Annotated in this window: 16 protein-coding genes; 7 read left to right on the top strand and 9 right to left on the bottom strand. The window is 71.5% G+C overall.

The annotated features are described in order from the left end of the window. Positions 1-209 precede the first annotated feature (209 nt). Positions 210-1,232 (bottom strand): serine hydrolase domain-containing protein, encoded by a 1,023-nt coding sequence (locus AB0K15_RS05980; RefSeq protein WP_364046068.1) that lies wholly within the window; start codon positions 1,230-1,232, stop codon positions 210-212. Next, positions 1,222-2,025, bottom strand: a complete 804-nt coding sequence (locus AB0K15_RS05975; protein ID WP_364046066.1) for an IclR family transcriptional regulator — start codon at positions 2,023-2,025, stop codon at positions 1,222-1,224. Before AB0K15_RS05975 ends, AB0K15_RS05980 begins: the two co-directional genes overlap by 11 nt. Positions 2,026-2,106: 81 nt before the next feature. Between AB0K15_RS05975 and AB0K15_RS05970 the strand changes: the two genes are divergently transcribed. Genes AB0K15_RS05970 through AB0K15_RS05950 form a run of 5 tightly spaced genes read left to right on the top strand, consistent with a single transcriptional unit; the run spans position 2,107 to position 7,097 of the window. Beyond that, positions 2,107-3,654 carry an ABC transporter substrate-binding protein gene (locus AB0K15_RS05970; RefSeq protein ID WP_364046064.1) on the top strand — a complete coding sequence of 516 codons (1,548 nt, stop codon included), beginning with the start codon at positions 2,107-2,109 and terminating at the stop codon, positions 3,652-3,654. Beyond that, positions 3,651-4,625, top strand: a complete 975-nt coding sequence (locus AB0K15_RS05965) for an ABC transporter permease (RefSeq protein ID WP_364046062.1) — start codon at positions 3,651-3,653, stop codon at positions 4,623-4,625. Before AB0K15_RS05970 ends, AB0K15_RS05965 begins: the two co-directional genes overlap by 4 nt. After that, positions 4,622-5,512 (top strand): ABC transporter permease, encoded by an 891-nt coding sequence (locus AB0K15_RS05960; RefSeq protein ID WP_364046060.1) that lies wholly within the window; start codon positions 4,622-4,624, stop codon positions 5,510-5,512. The genes AB0K15_RS05965 and AB0K15_RS05960 overlap by 4 nt, the downstream gene beginning before the upstream one ends. Further along, entirely contained in the window at positions 5,509-6,300 is a 792-nt protein-coding gene (locus tag AB0K15_RS05955) for an ABC transporter ATP-binding protein (protein WP_364046058.1), read from the top strand. Before AB0K15_RS05960 ends, AB0K15_RS05955 begins: the two co-directional genes overlap by 4 nt. Then, positions 6,297-7,097 carry an ATP-binding cassette domain-containing protein gene (locus AB0K15_RS05950; RefSeq protein ID WP_364046056.1) on the top strand — a complete coding sequence of 267 codons (801 nt, stop codon included), beginning with the start codon at positions 6,297-6,299 and terminating at the stop codon, positions 7,095-7,097. The genes AB0K15_RS05955 and AB0K15_RS05950 overlap by 4 nt, the downstream gene beginning before the upstream one ends. 16 nt (positions 7,098-7,113) lie before the next feature. Here AB0K15_RS05950 and AB0K15_RS05945 read toward each other — a convergent pair whose 3' ends face one another. Further along, complete coding sequence (locus AB0K15_RS05945; protein ID WP_364046054.1) at positions 7,114-8,058, bottom strand: ROK family protein; 945 nt, start codon at positions 8,056-8,058, stop codon at positions 7,114-7,116. 41 nt (positions 8,059-8,099) lie between these two features. Here AB0K15_RS05945 and AB0K15_RS05940 point away from each other — a divergent pair, with 41 nt between their 5' ends. Together AB0K15_RS05940 and AB0K15_RS05935 are read left to right on the top strand one after the other, a co-directional pair. After that, positions 8,100-8,849, top strand: a complete 750-nt coding sequence (locus AB0K15_RS05940; protein WP_364046052.1) for a creatininase family protein — start codon at positions 8,100-8,102, stop codon at positions 8,847-8,849. Further along, positions 8,846-9,973: an enolase C-terminal domain-like protein gene (locus AB0K15_RS05935; RefSeq protein WP_364046050.1), complete on the top strand. Its 1,128-nt coding sequence runs from the start codon at positions 8,846-8,848 to the stop codon at positions 9,971-9,973. The genes AB0K15_RS05940 and AB0K15_RS05935 overlap by 4 nt, the downstream gene beginning before the upstream one ends. Here the strand turns inward: AB0K15_RS05935 and AB0K15_RS05930 are convergent. The 6 genes from AB0K15_RS05930 to AB0K15_RS05905 form a co-directional block, all read right to left on the bottom strand. Next, positions 9,963-10,547, bottom strand: a complete 585-nt coding sequence (locus tag AB0K15_RS05930) for a TetR/AcrR family transcriptional regulator (RefSeq protein ID WP_364046048.1) — start codon at positions 10,545-10,547, stop codon at positions 9,963-9,965. The genes AB0K15_RS05935 and AB0K15_RS05930 overlap by 11 nt on opposite strands. After that, entirely contained in the window at positions 10,548-10,844 is a 297-nt protein-coding gene (locus AB0K15_RS05925) for an antibiotic biosynthesis monooxygenase family protein (protein ID WP_364046046.1), read from the bottom strand. Positions 10,845-10,855: 11 nt separating this feature from the next. After that, positions 10,856-11,752: a sulfurtransferase gene (locus AB0K15_RS05920; RefSeq protein WP_364046044.1), complete on the bottom strand. Its 897-nt coding sequence runs from the start codon at positions 11,750-11,752 to the stop codon at positions 10,856-10,858. 74 nt (positions 11,753-11,826) lie between these two features. After that, entirely contained in the window at positions 11,827-12,999 is a 1,173-nt protein-coding gene (locus tag AB0K15_RS05915; RefSeq protein ID WP_364046042.1) for a glycoside hydrolase family 64 protein, read from the bottom strand. 145 nt (positions 13,000-13,144) lie between these two features. After that, on the bottom strand, positions 13,145-13,663 hold the full coding sequence (locus AB0K15_RS05910) for a lytic polysaccharide monooxygenase auxiliary activity family 9 protein (protein WP_364046040.1): 519 nt from the start codon (positions 13,661-13,663) through the stop codon (positions 13,145-13,147). A gap of 190 nt (positions 13,664-13,853) precedes the next feature. Next, positions 13,854-14,744 (bottom strand): LysR family transcriptional regulator, encoded by an 891-nt coding sequence (locus AB0K15_RS05905; protein WP_364046038.1) that lies wholly within the window; start codon positions 14,742-14,744, stop codon positions 13,854-13,856. Positions 14,745-14,849: the final 105 nt, after the last annotated feature.

Genomic DNA, 14,849 nt, shown 5'->3' with positions numbered 1-14,849 from the left:
TCTACCTTCCGCACAGAGGGCCAACCCGAGTGGCCCGTGGAAGAAGTTTCGGATTCGGGTCCGAAACTCAGAAGCGCCGAAAGTAGGAAGTGGATCGTGGTCCAGCCGTTGGGTGGAAAAACCCCAAAACGGACACCTCAAATCGGATGTCGTTCTCCGCCAACGACTTCAGGTTCGGTGGCGAAACGGTCGATGTCCAAGATGTGGGATCAGAGAACCGCGGCTCGCGTGTGGAATTCGCGGCGCACCTTTTCGATCCCCGGCGTCGACCGCGAAGGGTGCACCCGGTTGGTCAGCAGCACGTAGAACCGACCGCGGTCCGGCTCGACCCACAGGCTGGTCCCGGTGAAACCCGTGTGGCCGTAGGCGGTGGGCTCCAGGGCGGTGCCCACGGGGGAATCCGGCACGTCGAGACCCTGCCACGCGAGCCCGCGGCGCAGCGCGAGACCTTCGGTGTGACAGGCGATCATCTCCGCGTGCGACGCGGGTTTGAGCAACGCCTGCGCGCCGCCGGCGAGCACCTGCCCGAGGCGTTCGACGTCGCCGAGCGTGGCGAACAAGCCGGCGTGCCCGCAGACTCCCCCCAGCACCACGGCGTTCTCGTCGTGCACCTGTCCACACACGACCCGGCCGCGCCACGGACAGTCCTCAGTGGCCACCGCGTCGGCCAGAAACCCCTCGGCGGGACCGAAACCGGTGGCCGTGAGCCCGGACGGTCGCGTGACGAGCTCCGCCACGAGACGGTCGAGCGGCGCATCACCCGCGGCCTCGGCGATCAGCCCGAGCAGGATGAACCCCTGCGACGAGTACTCGACCCGCGTGCCGGGCGAGGACCGCAACGGGCCGGTCCGGATCGCCTCCAGCAGCGCTTCCCGCGTCGGATGCTCGCGGTAGAGCGGAGTTCCGCCCGGCAGCCCGGACGTGTGCGCGAGCAGCTGCCGCACGGTGATCGCGGCTTTGTCGCCGCCCGCATACGCCGGCAGGTGCCGGGGGAGCGGGTCGTCGAGGCCGAGCAGCCCCCGTTCGGCCAACGCCACCACCACGATCCCGACGACCGGCTTCGTCACCGACGCGAGGTCCCACCGGCTGTCCTCGGTCGCCGCCGGACCGCCGTGCCAGCGCGTGCCGAGCACCCCGCGGTCGAGCACCTCGTCCGCGGTGCCGACCGACCACGCCGCGGCCGAGTACAAGCCCGTCGTGGTGGCAAGAAGATCTCGCAGCTCAGTCCTCATCGGACACCGCCTGCAGGCCGACCGGTCCCAGCTTCGCCGAAATCCGGTTCGCCGCCTCGGCCACCAGCGGGCCGAGCGCCGCGAACGCCTCCGGTTGCAGCGTGAACGTCAGCCCCGACACGCTGACCGCGCCCGCGATCACCCCTTCGGCATCGACGACCGGCGCGGCCACGCACCGCACGTGCCCTTCGTACTGCTCGTCGTCGACCACGTAGCCGAGACTGTCCACAGTGGCCAGGGAGGTCCGGATCGCCGCCGGATCGGTGAGCGTCTTCGCGGTCCACGCCTTCAACGGTCCGGCGAGCACCGCGGCGACCTCGGCCTCCGGCAACCGCGACAGGATCGCCCGGCCGACGCCCGTGCAGTACAGCGGCACCTCGCCGCCCGGACGTGTGTTCAGCCGGTACGCCTGCTCCGGCTCGAGCTTCTCCACGTACACCGCCCGGTCGCCGTGGCGCACCGCGTAGTGCACCGTGTGCCCGGTCCGCCGCCGCAGGTCGGCGAGCACGGTCCGGGCGGACCGGGTGGCGCGGCTGCCGGCGAGCACGGCGGCCGAGAGCCCGAGCAGTCGCGGCCCGACGTCGTACTGGCCACCGCCCGTCGCCGCGGCGAAACCGGCGTCCGCGAACGTCTGCAGCATCCGGTGCGCGGTGGGTTTCGGCAGGTCGCAGGCCCTCGCGACGTCGGCGAGCCGGTGTGGCCCACCGGGGAGCGCGAGTGTCGCCAGCACTTCCAGCGCTTTGTCCACCGCGCCGCGGGAACTGTTCGCCGAGTCGTTGACAGCCTTGGTCACGGCGCCTACCTTAGCGCAATCGCATTCCATCTGACGGAACGGTCTTTCACTTCACGAAACATCGAAAGGAGCCGGCACCCCGTGGCCCCTCCGCGTCCCCGCTTGTCCCGCCGCGACGCCCTCCGGCTCGGTGGCCTCGCGCTGCCCGCACTCGCGCTGCCGGGTCTGCTCACCGCGTGCGGCAGCGCCGCCGGCACCCCCGGCACCGTGCTGCGCGTGGCCCAGACCTCGGACCCGAAAACCCTGGATCCCCAGAAACAGGGCGACCTGACCTCCATGAACGTGCTGATCAACATGTTCGACACGCTCACCACGCGCGGTCCGGACAACCAGCTCAAGCCCGGGCTGGCCCTGTCGTGGTCCTCGCCCGACCCGCTGACCTGGCGCTTCAAGCTCCGGCCCGGCGTGAAGTTCCACAACGGCGAGCCGTGTGACGCCCAGGCCGTGGCCTTCAGCATCAACCGGCTGCTCGACCCGGCCACGAAGTCGCCGATCGTCGAGCTGCGCTACGTGAAGCAGGCCGTGGTCGTCGACCCGCTCACGGTCGACCTGCGCTGCAGCCAGTCGGACCCGATCATCCCCGCGAAGGTCTCGCTGTTCGGCGGCGTCGCCGTGCCGCCGAAGTACCTGAAACAGGTCGGTTCGGCGGGCTTCGCGAAGCACCCGGTGGGTACCGGGCCGTTCACCTTCGAGGAGTTCCAGCGCGACCACCAGATGCGGATGCGCGCGAACCCCGAGTACTGGGGCGGCAAACCGGCTTACGACGAGCTGGTGTTCCTGCCGATGCCCGACGCGTCGTCCTCGCTCGCCTCCCTGCAGAGCAACGAGGTGGACATCGTCGCCGGCCTGACCCCGGACGCGGCGCTGCAGATCCAGGGGTACCCGGGCGTCGAGATCCGCAACTTCCCGGGCATCCGCACCTCGTACCTCTCGCTCGACACCACGCAGGGTCCGCTGCGTGACGTGCGGGTGCGCCAGGCGCTCAACCACGCCGTCGACGTGCCGCTGCTGATCAAGGCGGTGCTCGACGGCAAGGCCCGCGAGGTGCCGACGATGTTCCCGCGCGAGTCGTTCGGCTTCGACCCGTCGATCACGCCGTACACGCGTGACCTCGGCGAGGCCAAGCGCCTGCTGGCCGAGGCCGGGTTCCCGAACGGGTTCGACACCTCGATCACCGCCCTCACGGCCGATTCCAACGTCGCCGAAGCCATCTCCGGGCTGCTGGCGAAGGTCGGTGTCCGGGCCCGGGTCGACCTGATGGACTCGGGCACCTACACGAGCCGGCTGACGTCGAACAACCGCGGCGCGCTCGGCCCGATCTACCTCGCCGCCAGCACCGGCTGGACGCTCGACGCCGAGAGCCTCGTGCAGTCCAACGTGCGCCACGACCGGCGCCAGAGCCGCTGGCACAACGCCGAAGCCGATCGGCTCATCGACGCCGAGGAGCTCTCCCTCGCCCCCGCCGACCGGCAGAAAGCGTTCACGTCCTTGCAGTCACTTCTCAAGCAGGAGGCGCCGTTCGTGTTCCTCTACCAGATCGACAACATCTACGCGGTCAACACACGGCCCACCTGGCACCCCGGTGTCGTCGGCGTGCTCGCCATGGCCTCGGCGAAGGTGACCCCGTGACGGCGCCGGTCACGACCGCGACCCGGCCGCCCGCGCGAGCCGGCGCCGGCGTGCTGCGTGTGGTCGTGACGAAGGTGCTCACGGCGATCGTGGTGCTGTTCTTCGTGGCCACGGCGGCGTTCCTGCTCGTGCGGCTCTCCGGCGACCCGGTGAAGCTGATCCTGCCGCCGGACGCCACCGCGGCGCAGGAGGCGACGTTGCGGGCGAGCCTCGGGCTCGACCGGCCGCTGATCACGCAGTACCTCGACTACCTCGCCGGCCTGCCGCGGCTTCAGCTCGGCACCTCGCTCGTCTACGACCAGCCGGTGACCGACGTGCTGTTCTCCCGCGTCCCGGCGACACTGGAGCTGGCCGGGGCCGCGCTGCTGGTCGCGCTCGCCCTCGCGGTGCCAGCGGGCACGTTCGCCGCGATGCGCCGCGGCCGTGCCGGCGACTCCGGCGTGATGGCCGGTGTCCTGGTCGGCCAGTCCACCCCGGCCTTCTGGGTCGGGATCCTGCTCATCCTGATCTTCGCCGTGCAGCTGAAGATCCTGCCCGCGTCGGGCTACGGCGGCATCGAGCACCTGATCCTGCCCGCCGTCACGCTCGCCGTGTACTCGGTGGCGGTGATCGCGCGGCTGCTGCGCTCGTCGCTGATCGACGTGCTCGGTTCCGACTTCATCCGCACCGCGAAAGCCAAGGGCCTGGGCACCGGCGGGATCGTGCTCGGCCACGGCATGCGCAACGCCGCGCTGCCCGTGGTCACGGTCGTCGGCCTCGAAGTCGGCTCGCTGCTGGGCGGCGCGATCCTCACCGAGCAGGTGTTCTCGTGGCCCGGCCTCGGCCGGCTCACGGTCGAGGCGATCCAGAACCGCGACTTCCCGCTCGTGCAGGCGGCGGTGCTGTTCTTCGCGGCCACGTTCGTGATCGTGAACCTGCTGGTGGACCTGTCCTACACGATTCTCGACCCGAGGGTGCGGGTGACCTCATGACCGCCATCACCGCTGTCGCCGCTGTTCGATCCGCGCGGCCGAGTGCCGTGCGTGCCGTGCTGCGCAACCGCCTCGGCTCGGTCGCCGTGGCCGTGCTCGTGCTCATGGTGCTGGTCGCGGTGTTCGCGCCGCTGATCGCGCCGTACGACCCGGGCGCGCAGGACCTGCTGGTGCGCCTGCACCCGCCCGCGTGGGAGTCGGGTGGCGACGCGAGCCACCTGCTCGGCACCGACCAGCTCGGGCGCGACATCCTTTCGCGGCTCTGTTACGGCGCACGGATCTCCTTGCTGGTGGGCGCGTGCGCGGCGTTGCTCGCCGGCATCGTCGGCGCGGTGATCGGGCTCGTGGCCGGGTTCCTCGGCGGCTGGTTCGACCGGATCCTCATGCGTCTGGCCGACATCCAGCTCGCGTTCCCGCCGATCCTGCTCGCGCTCGCGATCGTCGGGTTCCTCGGCTCCGGCCTGTGGTACGTGGTGCTGGTGCTGGGCTTCACGGGCTGGGTCTCCTACGCCCGCGTGATCCGCTCCGAGGTGCTTTCCCTGCGCACCAGGGAGTTCGTCACGGAGGCACGGGCGATCGGCGTCACCGACCTCGCGATCATGCGCCGCCACCTGCTGCCCAACGTGATGGCGCCGCTCGCCACCATCGGCACGCTGCACGTGGCCGCGGCGATCGTGGCCGAGGCGTCGCTGAGCTACCTGGGCCTCGGCGTGCCGAAGCAGACCGTCACGTGGGGCGGCATGCTCAGCGACGGCCAGCTGTACCTGGGCACGTCGTGGTGGGTGGCCGTGTTCCCCGGCATCGCGCTGATGATCACCGCACTGGCCGTCAACATCACCGGAGACGTCCTGCGCGACGTCGCGGACCCGAAGGCGTACCGCTCATGAGCCTCGTGGAGATCAAGGACCTGCGGGTCGAGTTCCGGCTCGACACCGGCACGGTGACCGCCGTCGACGGGGTGAGCTTCGCCGTGGACGAGGGCGAGACGCTCGCGGTCGTGGGGGAGTCGGGCAGCGGAAAGACGGCCACGGCCCTGTCGCTGCTGCGGCTGAACCCCGAACCACCGTGCGTCTACGAGGGCGAGGTGCTGCTCGACGGACGCGATGTGCTGCGACTGTCCGAAAAGGACCTCCGTGGCATTCGCGGCAACGACGTCGCCATGGTCTTCCAGGACCCGATGACGAGCCTCAACCCGGTCAAACGGGTGGGTGCGCAGGTGGCGGAAGTCGTGCGACGCCACGGCCACGCCTCCCGCGCGCAGGCCGCGGCGGCCGCGGTCGAAGCGTTGCGCGAAGCGGGGATCCCGGACGCGGAACGGCGTGCGGCCCAGTACCCGCACCAGCTTTCGGGCGGGCTGCGCCAGCGCGTGATGATCGCGATGGCGCTGGTCGGCCGGCCGCGGGTGCTGGTGGCCGACGAGCCGACGACCGCGCTCGACGTGACCGTGCAGGCGCAGATCCTCGAGCTGCTGGTGGAGCTGCAGCGCCGCCACGGCATGGCGATCGTGCTGATCACCCACGACCTGGGCGTGGTGGCCGAGGTCGCGGACCGGGTCGTGGTGATGCGCTCGGGCCGCGTGGTGGAGACCGGCGCCGTGCTGCCGGTGTTCGAGACACCGCAAGAGGACTACACGCGCGAGCTGCTGCGCGCCACACCGAAGCTGGAGCGGGTATGACGAACCTGGTCGAGATCCGGGGCCTGCGCAAGGACTACGGCGCGGTGGCCGCCGTCGACGACGTCGACCTCGACGTGGTCACCGGCGAGACGCTCGCCGTGGTCGGCGAATCGGGGTCCGGCAAGACGACGCTGACCCGGTTGCTGTTGCGCCTGGCCGAGCCGACGGCGGGCAGCGTCCGCTTCGACGGCGCCGACCTGGCGACCCTGCCGGCGGCCCGCCTGCGCAAGGTGCGCCGCGAGATGCAGGTGGTGCTGCAGGATCCGTACTCCAGCATGAACCCGCGCCTGCGTGTCACCGAGATCGTCGGCGAACCGCTGGTCACGCACGAGCGCAGCCTGCGCGGCCGGCGTGGTCGCACGCGGTTGCGGGCGCGAGTCGGTGAGCTGCTCGACGCCGTCGGCCTCGCGCCGGAGGTGCAGGACCGCTACCCGCACGAGTTCTCCGGCGGGCAGCGCCAGCGCATCTCCATCGCCCGCGCGCTCGCCCTCGAACCGCGGCTGGTCGTGCTGGACGAGCCGACGAGCGCCCTGGACGTCTCCGTGCAGGCGCAGGTGCTCGACCTGCTCGCCGAGCTGCAGTCGCGGCTGCAGCTGACGTACGTGTTCGTGTCGCACAACCTCGCGGTGGTGCAACAGATCGCCGACCGGGTGGCGGTGATGCGCGCGGGCCGGATCGTGGAGCTCGCGTCGAAACAGCGGCTCTTCTCGGCGCCGGAGCACGACTACACGCGGACCTTGCTCGACGCGGTGCCGGACCCGGATCCGCGGCGGGCCCGGCGATGGGCCGCGTCGTGAGGTGGCCGACGTGAGCTCAGTGCCGCGACAGCACCAGGCCCGCGCTGCCGAGCAGCACGATGTCGTCGGCCGGGCCGGTGTCGACCAGCACCTGCGGGGGCTCCGCGCCGGTGGCCCACGACGAGTCCTCGCGCAGCCGGTGCTCGATGCGGGACCGGAACGCTTCGCCGCCTTCGGACGCTTCTCCGTGCAGGATGAAGAGGCCGGGTGCGAACAGCTGCTGGATGTTGACGAGGCCGAGGGCGATGTTGCCGGCGTACTCGTCGAGCAGCGGGTCGCCGGCCAGCTCGTGGACGCTGCGGGCGGCCAGGCCACGCCGTTCGGCTTCGGCGCGCAGCCACGACGTGGTCGCGACGGTTTTCCAGCAGCCGCGCGCGCCGCAGGTGCAGGGCAGGCCGCTGGCGGCCACCGTCATGTGCGCCCCGCTGCGTCCGCCGGGCGGGGCGAGCACCTCGCCGTCGTAGAGGATGCCGACGCCCAGGACCTCGCCGGTGGACACGGACGCGAACGTCGTGCGCCCGCGGCCCGGGCCGAACCAGCGATCGCCCAGCACCTGCACGCGGGCGCGGTGCTCCACGTGCACCGGGACACCCACGAGCCGGGTCACGACGTCGGCGACCGGGTAGCCGTGCAGCGCGGGCACCTCGTTGACCTCGATGATCACGCCCGCGGGCGCGTCGACCAGGCCCGCGGCGGCGATCCCGACCCCGGCCGGCGGGCTGGGGAAGCGCACCGCCGAGGCGAGCGCGGCGTCGATCTCGCCGGGGTCGGCCGTGCCGTGCGGGTACGTCGCCTCGGCCTGCCAGCGGACCGTGCCCGCGAGGTCGAGCAACGCGGCGCGGACGCGCCCGGGCACCAGCTCGACGGCGCCGAGCAGCGGCGCTGTGTTGTGCGGCGGCGCTGGCGGCTCGGGGGCCGGGGCCGGGACCAGCCGCAGTGCGGGCCGTTCGCCGGAATTCATGCGGTCACGATGCCACGCCCGGCCCGACGAGGGGAGCCCACATGCCCGAACTGACGCGGATGACCTGGCGGGAGGTGCGCGAGGCCGCGCCGTCGGCCATCGCGTTGCTGCCGATCGGCTCGCAGGAGCAGCACGCGGGCCACCTGCCGATGGGCACCGACACGATGCTGGCCGAGGCCGTGGTCGACGGCGCGCTCGCCCGCCTGGGCGGCGACCCGGAGGTCGTGCGGCTGCCCGCGCTGCCGTTCGGCCACAGCCCGCACCACCTGTTCGCCGCGGCCGTGTCGCTCTCGGCCGCGACGCTGCAGGCCGTGCTCGCCGACGTGCTCGATTCGCTCGTGCGCAGCGGGTTCCGGCGGGTGTTCGTGGTCAACGGCCACGGTGGCAACGACGAGATCATGCGCCTGGCCGTGAAGCAGTACGCGCTGCAGGCCGACGTCGCGCTCGCCGCGTGCTCGTACTGGTCACTCGGCGAAGCCACGTCGCCGGGCCACGCCGGGCTGTTCGAGACGTCGCTGATGCTCGCCGCGAAGCCGGACCTCGTGCGCGAACCCGCGTCGCGGCCGGACGTGACCCCACCGCCGTTGTTCGACCGGCCGCCGTACCCGGGGCTGACGGTCGAGCGCCACGGCGAGTGGGCCCGCGTCGGCGGCTCCACCGACGACGCCACGGCGGCCACCGCCGACCGCGGTGCCAACCTGCTCGACCGGCGGGTGGCGGCCCTGGCGGCCGCGATCCGCGCTTTCGCGGGGGCCACCCGCGAACACGCACACACCGAAGGGGAGGCATGAAGATCACCGACGTCGACGTGCAGGTCGTGAACCTGCCGTTGACCAACCCGTTCACCAGCTCGTTCGAGACCAAGACGGGGGAGACCCGCACGGTCGTGCGCCTGCGCACCGACACCGGCGTGGAGGGCTGGGGCGAGACGATGTGGGGCCGGCCGGTCGCTGAGCTCACGCGCCAGCTCGGCGCGGAGCTGGTGGGCCAGAGCCCGTTCGCGCTTGAGGCGTTCCACCGGCGACACCACATGGTGCCCTTCTTCCACGGCTACCTCGGCTACGCGGCGCTGGCGGCGCTGGACGTCGCGTGCTGGGACGTGATGGGCAAGGCCACCGGCCAGCGCGTGACCGACCTGCTCGGCGGCCCGGTGCGCGAGGAGGTGCCGATCACCGCGCTCGTGACCCGCTCCGACGCGCCCGGCGCGCAGGGCCGCGAGCTGGCGCAGGGGATCGCCGAGCACGCGGCGAAGGTCGTGGCCGAGGGCGGCTTCACGGCCGTGAAGCTCAAGGGCACCACCGACGTGTTCGGCGACGTCGAGATCATGCGGGAGCTGCGGCGCGCGCTGCCGGACGTCCAGCTGCGCGTGGATCCGAACGCCGCGTGGTCCGTGCCCGACTCGATCCGCGCGGGGCTGGCGCTGGAGGAGCTCGACCTGGAGTACCTCGAAGACCCGTGCGTGGGCATCGAGGGGATGAGCCAGGTCCGGGCCAAGGTGCGGATCCCCTTGTGCACCAACATGTGCGTGGTGCGGTTCGAGGAGTTCGCCCCCGCGGTGCGCCTCGGCGCGGTGGACGTGATCCACGGCGACGTCTACAAGTGGGGCGGCATCGCGGCGACGAAGGCACTCGCGGCGCACTGCGAGACGTTCGGACTCGGCATGAACCTGCACAGCGGTGGTGAGCTCGGCATCGCGACGGCCGCGCACCTCGCCGTGGTCGCCAGCACGCCGGTGCTCTCGCGCGCGATCGACAGCATGTACTACCTGCACGTCGACGACATCGTCCAGCCGCTGCACCTCGAGGCCGGCCGTCTGCGCGTGCCGACCGGCCCGGGCCTGGGCGTGGAGGTCGACGAGGACAAGCTGGCCTTCTACGCGGCGAAGAACGCCGCCGAAGGCGACCTCACCGGCTGACGCGCGCGAGCACGTCGTCGAGGGAGCACGCCAGGGCTTCGGGCGAGCCGTGCAGGTGGGACAGCGCGGTGCCGCCCTGCTGGGCGGTGAGCAGCGTCAGGGCGAGGTGCTCCGCGGAGGTGTCCGCGGGGATCTCGCCCGCCGCCTGCGCGCGGCGGACCAGCGTGGTGATCGCCTCCTGCCAGCGGTCGAAGAGACGCGCGAGGGTGGTGCGCAGCTCGGCGTCGTCGTCGACCTGGCCGACGAAGGCGCCGAGCGGGCAGTTGCCGTAGCCGCTCTCGTCGGCCGCGGCGAGCACCTCGTCACGCCAGCGGCGCAGGTCGGTGCACTCCTCGTCGTGCAGCGAAGGTTGCGCGGCCAGTACCCGCTCCAGCTGGTGCTCCAGCACGGCGACGGCGAGGTCCTGCTTGCCGCCGAAGTAGTGGTACAGCTGGGACTTGCCGGTGCCGCTCTCGGCGAGCACGTCCTCCAGCGGCGTGCCGCCGATGCCGCGCTCGTGCATCAGCCGCGCGGCGGTGGTCACGATCTTCTCGCGCGTGCGGCGGCCGCGGCTCGTCGTCGGTTCGGGGCGCATCTACGCGGGATAGCTCTCGTAGTGGCGGGTGTCGAGCGACGCGGGGTCGAATTTGCCCGCGATCGAGCCGATCCACTGCCTGAACAGCGGGCTGGAGCGGAACCCCCGCTCGTGCGCCTCGACCGACGTCCAGTCCACCGCCACGGTGAAGCGGCCGGGTTCCTCCACGCAGCGGCTGACCGTGGCCGACAGGCAGTCCGGGTGCTCACGCAGGTAGGGCACGCCCGAGGCGATGGCGCGACCCAGCTCGTCTTCGCCGCCGGGCGGCGCGGTGAGAGTGGCGACTTCGGTGACCACGGGTTCCTCCCTCAGGCGGTTTCGACGGGCAGTTCGGCGCGGGCGCTCCACTCGTTCCACGAGCCGTCGTAGTTGGTCCCGAGCGGGTAACCGGCGATGGCGAGTCCGAAGAGGACGCTCGAGGCCGCGACGCCGCCGTTGCAGTAGGCCACGAGCGGCCGGTCCGGGTCGAGCTCGGCCGCGGCGAAGAGGTCCTTCAGCTCGGCCGCCGAGCGCCAGGTGCCGGTGGTGAGGTCCACGAGGTCTTCGCGCGGCACGTTCACGGCGCCGGGGATGTGCCCGGACCGGTTGCCGGGGCGGGCGATCTCGCCGGTGTACTGGCCCGGGTCGCGGGCGTCGACGAGCTGGATCTCCGGCTTGTCCAGCGCGGCCAGCACGTCCTCGGCCGTGGCCCGCAGTTCCGGGCGGGTGCGCGGGGTGAACGCCGCGCGCGGGTGCTGCGGCACGGTCGTGTCGACGGCCCGGTTTTCCCGCTGCCACTGGGTGAAACCGCCGTCGAGCACGACCACGCGCCGGTGGCCGTAGTAGCGCAGCGCCCACCACAACCGCGTGGCGAAGGTCGACGCCGGGTGGGTGTCGTAGGCCACCACGAGGTGCTCGTCGCCGATCCCGGACCGGGCCATCGCGTCGGCGAACTGCCGCTCGGTCGCCACCTGCACGGGCACGGCGTCGTCCGGGTCGACGATGTCGCGCGTCCAGTCGAGGAACACCGCGCCGGGCACGTGACCGGCCGCGTACTCGTCGGCCGAGCTCTCGTAGCCGAGGCCGGCCGGCCCCGGTGAAGAGGTCTCCGCGCCTTGGCCGGGCAGCGGCGGCACGGAGCCGCGGATGTCGACGACCCGGACGTCCGCATCGTGCAGGTGTGCGGCCAGCCACTCGGTGGTGACCAGGAAATCGGTGCGTGACATCGGCTCGGCCCCGTCCCTCCGGCGGGCCGGTGCCCGCCTCCAGTCTGTACCATACAGTACAGTTCTGGGTCGGGTCAGCGAAGCGCGTTGATCGTGATGGTGAGCGTGTCCGGGTCACCCGCCTGCACGGCGCCGCTGAAGTCCGGGCCGGGGGAGACGTCGTCGTACGGGAAGGCGTAGCCGCGGTTGTCCGGCAGGCGGCTGTGGACGATGCGGGCGTAGTGGTTGGTCTCGGCCGCGGTGTAGAACTTCGCGGGGTCTTCGCCGTCCGGCTGGTTCGGGTTGTCGAGCAGTGTCGTGCGGTTCAGTGCGGCCGCCAGCCGGGGGACGATGGCCTTGCGTGCGGCGCTGTCGCCGTCCTTCAGTGCGAACGGGCCGCTGTCGCAGCTCCACACGTCGGCGGTGACCGGCTTGGCGAAGCGCTCGCCGTTGGTGAACGCCAGCACGCCGTCGCCGCCGACGCGGCCGGTGAACTTGCCCAGGTCCGGGATCTGCGAGTCGACGGTGAGGTCGGTGCCCGCGTACTTCTGCCAGACGGAGTCGAGGTAGCCGTCGAGGTATCCCGCGAACCGGTCGGCGCGGTGCTGCGCGGACAACGCGCGCAGCGGACGGCCGTCGGCGCCCGCGTCCACGAGCTCGGCCCACGCACCGCCCTGGGCCTTGAGCGCGTCGCAGATCGGGTCGAGCGAGCGGGCGGGCAGCCCGGGCACGGTCTGGTCGCCCGAACCGGTCGTCCGCAGATGCAGGCCCATCGGGATCGCGACGAAGTCGACGTAGCTGATGTTGGCGAACAGCACCGCGTCGTTGAAGGTGAACTCGCAGAACGACCAGTCGCGGCCGTGGTTCGGGTCCGCCGTGTTCACGAAGCTCGGGTGCACCAGCGCGGGGCCGCGGTTGACGAAGAAGTCGAGCTTGGCGTCGGTCACCACGTAGATCCGCGCCCCCGCCATCTTCGGCACGCTCACCTGCGGCAGCGATTTCACCGGGATGGCGCAGTCCTCGGCGAGTGGCGTCCGGTCCGCCGAGGGCGACGGCGGGTAGTACGGCGTGCCGTCGGCCTTGAGGATCACCACCCTGCCGTCCGGCGCGATTCCCGTGATGTAGGCGTGGGTTTCGCCGGCGCCGGAGCGGTCGTCGAACGCGACCTTCACCGTGTCGGGCGTCGCTCCGGAGGCGATTCCGGTGCCCCACAGGGGAAAAGTCGCCGCCGCGGCGGACGCGCCGAGAAGAGCTCGCCGGGAAATCAAGGAAACCGCCTCCTGGGGTTCGCGGGCACGCCGGCCTCGCTCCGGATCGTGGTTCGGCGAAAACGTCGACACACCGGGGAAATCCCCGGCGAAGGGTGGTGGGAACCGGTGGGGCCCGCTCTCGTCGGGGCCCCACCGGTTCCGTTCAGCCGACCTGGAGGTCGATGCAGGAGTAGAACGCGTTGGCCGTGTCCGCGATGTTCCACACGGCGAGCACGGTCTGGCGGCCGGTGTGGCCGCTCAGGTCCACCTGGTGCGTCACGGTTTCCGGCGGCTGCTGGTTGTGGCCGTCGAAGCTCGCGACCTTCTCGTCGCCGATGAAGTACTCGTAGCTCGCGGTGCTGTGGCGCGCGGTGAAGGTCCACGTGAACGTGACCGTTTTCCCGACCGAAGCGGCCTGCCACGGCTTGGAGTCGTCGTTGAGCTCGGCGAACTGCGCTAGCCCGCCGTTGCAGGTGTGCAGGCCCTTCGGCCCCTCCACGCTCTGCGGTTCGTACTTGATCTCACCGCAGTCGACCACGCCCTGCGCGCACTGCGCCTGACGGCTGGTGGGGGAGTTGACGTACCCGTGGGCGCTCGCGATGCCGGCGGGGCTGACCAGGACGAGCACCGGCGCGAGCACGGCCCCCGCGAGTCCGGCGAGGATCTTCCGGTTCGCTTTCATACCAGCTCCTTCGGGGAATGCTCGCTTCCCGGCCGCAGGTACGGCGAAACGGCGCACTGGCGTGCCGCCGGGGAGGTGCGCGAGCGAAGGGTGATGTTGTGGTCTAGACCATAACTCCGAAGAACGTCCTTGGTCAACAACTGGCAAACGGAAGCCAGGAGTTGGTAAGTGGCTAACCGGAGATCGGCGGTCAGCGCATCGAAGCGGCGGCTTCGCGCGCCGCGTGGACGAACGTGCGTACGGCGGGGGCGATCCCGTCGGCGTGGTAGGCGACGCCGATGCCGAGCTGGGGCCGGGGGCCTCGGATCGGCCGGTAGACCACGCCGGCGCGGGTGAGGCGCTGCGTCTCCGAGGCGATGAACCCGAGACCGAGCCCGGCTGCGACCAGCGCGATGATCGACTGCGCGGGATGGGCCTCCATGGCGATCTTGAGGCTGAAGCCCGCCTCGCGGCACAGCAGCAACACGGTGTCGTAGAGCTGCGGCGCGATCTGCCGCGGGAAGATCACCACCTGCTCGCCTTCGAGATCGCCCAGTTCCAGCGACTCGTGCGCCGTCAGCGGGTGGCCTTCCGGGAGCGCGAGCTGGAACGGTGCCCGGCCGATCTCTTCGACCGCGAGGCCGGGGTCGTCCAGCGGCGGGTGCACCACGCCGACGTCGAGGTCGCCGCGGCGCAGCGCGTGCTCCTGCTCCGCGGTGGTCAGCTCGCGGACCACGAGGCCGACGTTCGGCAGCCGCCGGCGGAACAGCGCGGCGATCTCCGGGTAGACGACGTAGAGCGCGGGCGAGGTGACGCCGACCGTGAGCTGGCCGACCTCGCCGCGGTCGGTTCGCAGGGTCAGCGCCGCGGCGTCGTCCATCTGCCGCAGCACCTTGCGCGCCTCGGCCAGGAAGACCTCTCCCGCCCGTGTGAGGGAGACCGAGCGCTTGTTCCGGTGGGCGAGACGCACGTCGAGTGCTCGCTCGAGGCGCAGGATCTGCTGGCTCATCGCCGGCTGGCTGATGTGACAGCGCTCCGCGGCCCGGCTGAAGTGCAGTTCTTCGGCGAGCGCCACGAAGCACTCGAGTCCGGTCCGGTCCATCGGCCCAGCCAACCCTGATAACCAAAACAAATCAATAGATCCAGACAAAGAGTTGGACCCAATCGCCTTCGCGCTCTTAGCGTGGCCTGCGCCACTCGAGGAACG

It is taken from the genome of Amycolatopsis sp. NPDC049253, from assembly GCF_040678995.1.
Lineage (GTDB): Bacteria > Actinomycetota > Actinomycetes > Mycobacteriales > Pseudonocardiaceae > Amycolatopsis.
Note: the sequence above shows the minus strand (reverse complement) of the source record. Positions and strands in the feature narration are given on the sequence as shown.

Coding starts and splice junctions, on each gene's coding strand:
- AB0K15_RS05980 (WP_364046068.1), bottom strand. CDS start 1,232: ATGAGGACTGAGCTGCGAGATCTTCTTGCCACCACGACGGGCTTGTAC.
- AB0K15_RS05960 (WP_364046060.1), top strand. CDS start 4,622: ATGACCGCCATCACCGCTGTCGCCGCTGTTCGATCCGCGCGGCCGAGT.
- AB0K15_RS05955 (WP_364046058.1), top strand. CDS start 5,509: ATGAGCCTCGTGGAGATCAAGGACCTGCGGGTCGAGTTCCGGCTCGAC.
- AB0K15_RS05950 (WP_364046056.1), top strand. CDS start 6,297: ATGACGAACCTGGTCGAGATCCGGGGCCTGCGCAAGGACTACGGCGCG.
- AB0K15_RS05945 (WP_364046054.1), bottom strand. CDS start 8,058: ATGAATTCCGGCGAACGGCCCGCACTGCGGCTGGTCCCGGCCCCGGCC.
- AB0K15_RS05940 (WP_364046052.1), top strand. CDS start 8,100: ATGCCCGAACTGACGCGGATGACCTGGCGGGAGGTGCGCGAGGCCGCG.
- AB0K15_RS05935 (WP_364046050.1), top strand. CDS start 8,846: ATGAAGATCACCGACGTCGACGTGCAGGTCGTGAACCTGCCGTTGACC.
- AB0K15_RS05930 (WP_364046048.1), bottom strand. CDS start 10,547: ATGCGCCCCGAACCGACGACGAGCCGCGGCCGCCGCACGCGCGAGAAG.
- AB0K15_RS05920 (WP_364046044.1), bottom strand. CDS start 11,752: ATGTCACGCACCGATTTCCTGGTCACCACCGAGTGGCTGGCCGCACAC.
- AB0K15_RS05910 (WP_364046040.1), bottom strand. CDS start 13,663: ATGAAAGCGAACCGGAAGATCCTCGCCGGACTCGCGGGGGCCGTGCTC.
- AB0K15_RS05905 (WP_364046038.1), bottom strand. CDS start 14,744: ATGGACCGGACCGGACTCGAGTGCTTCGTGGCGCTCGCCGAAGAACTG.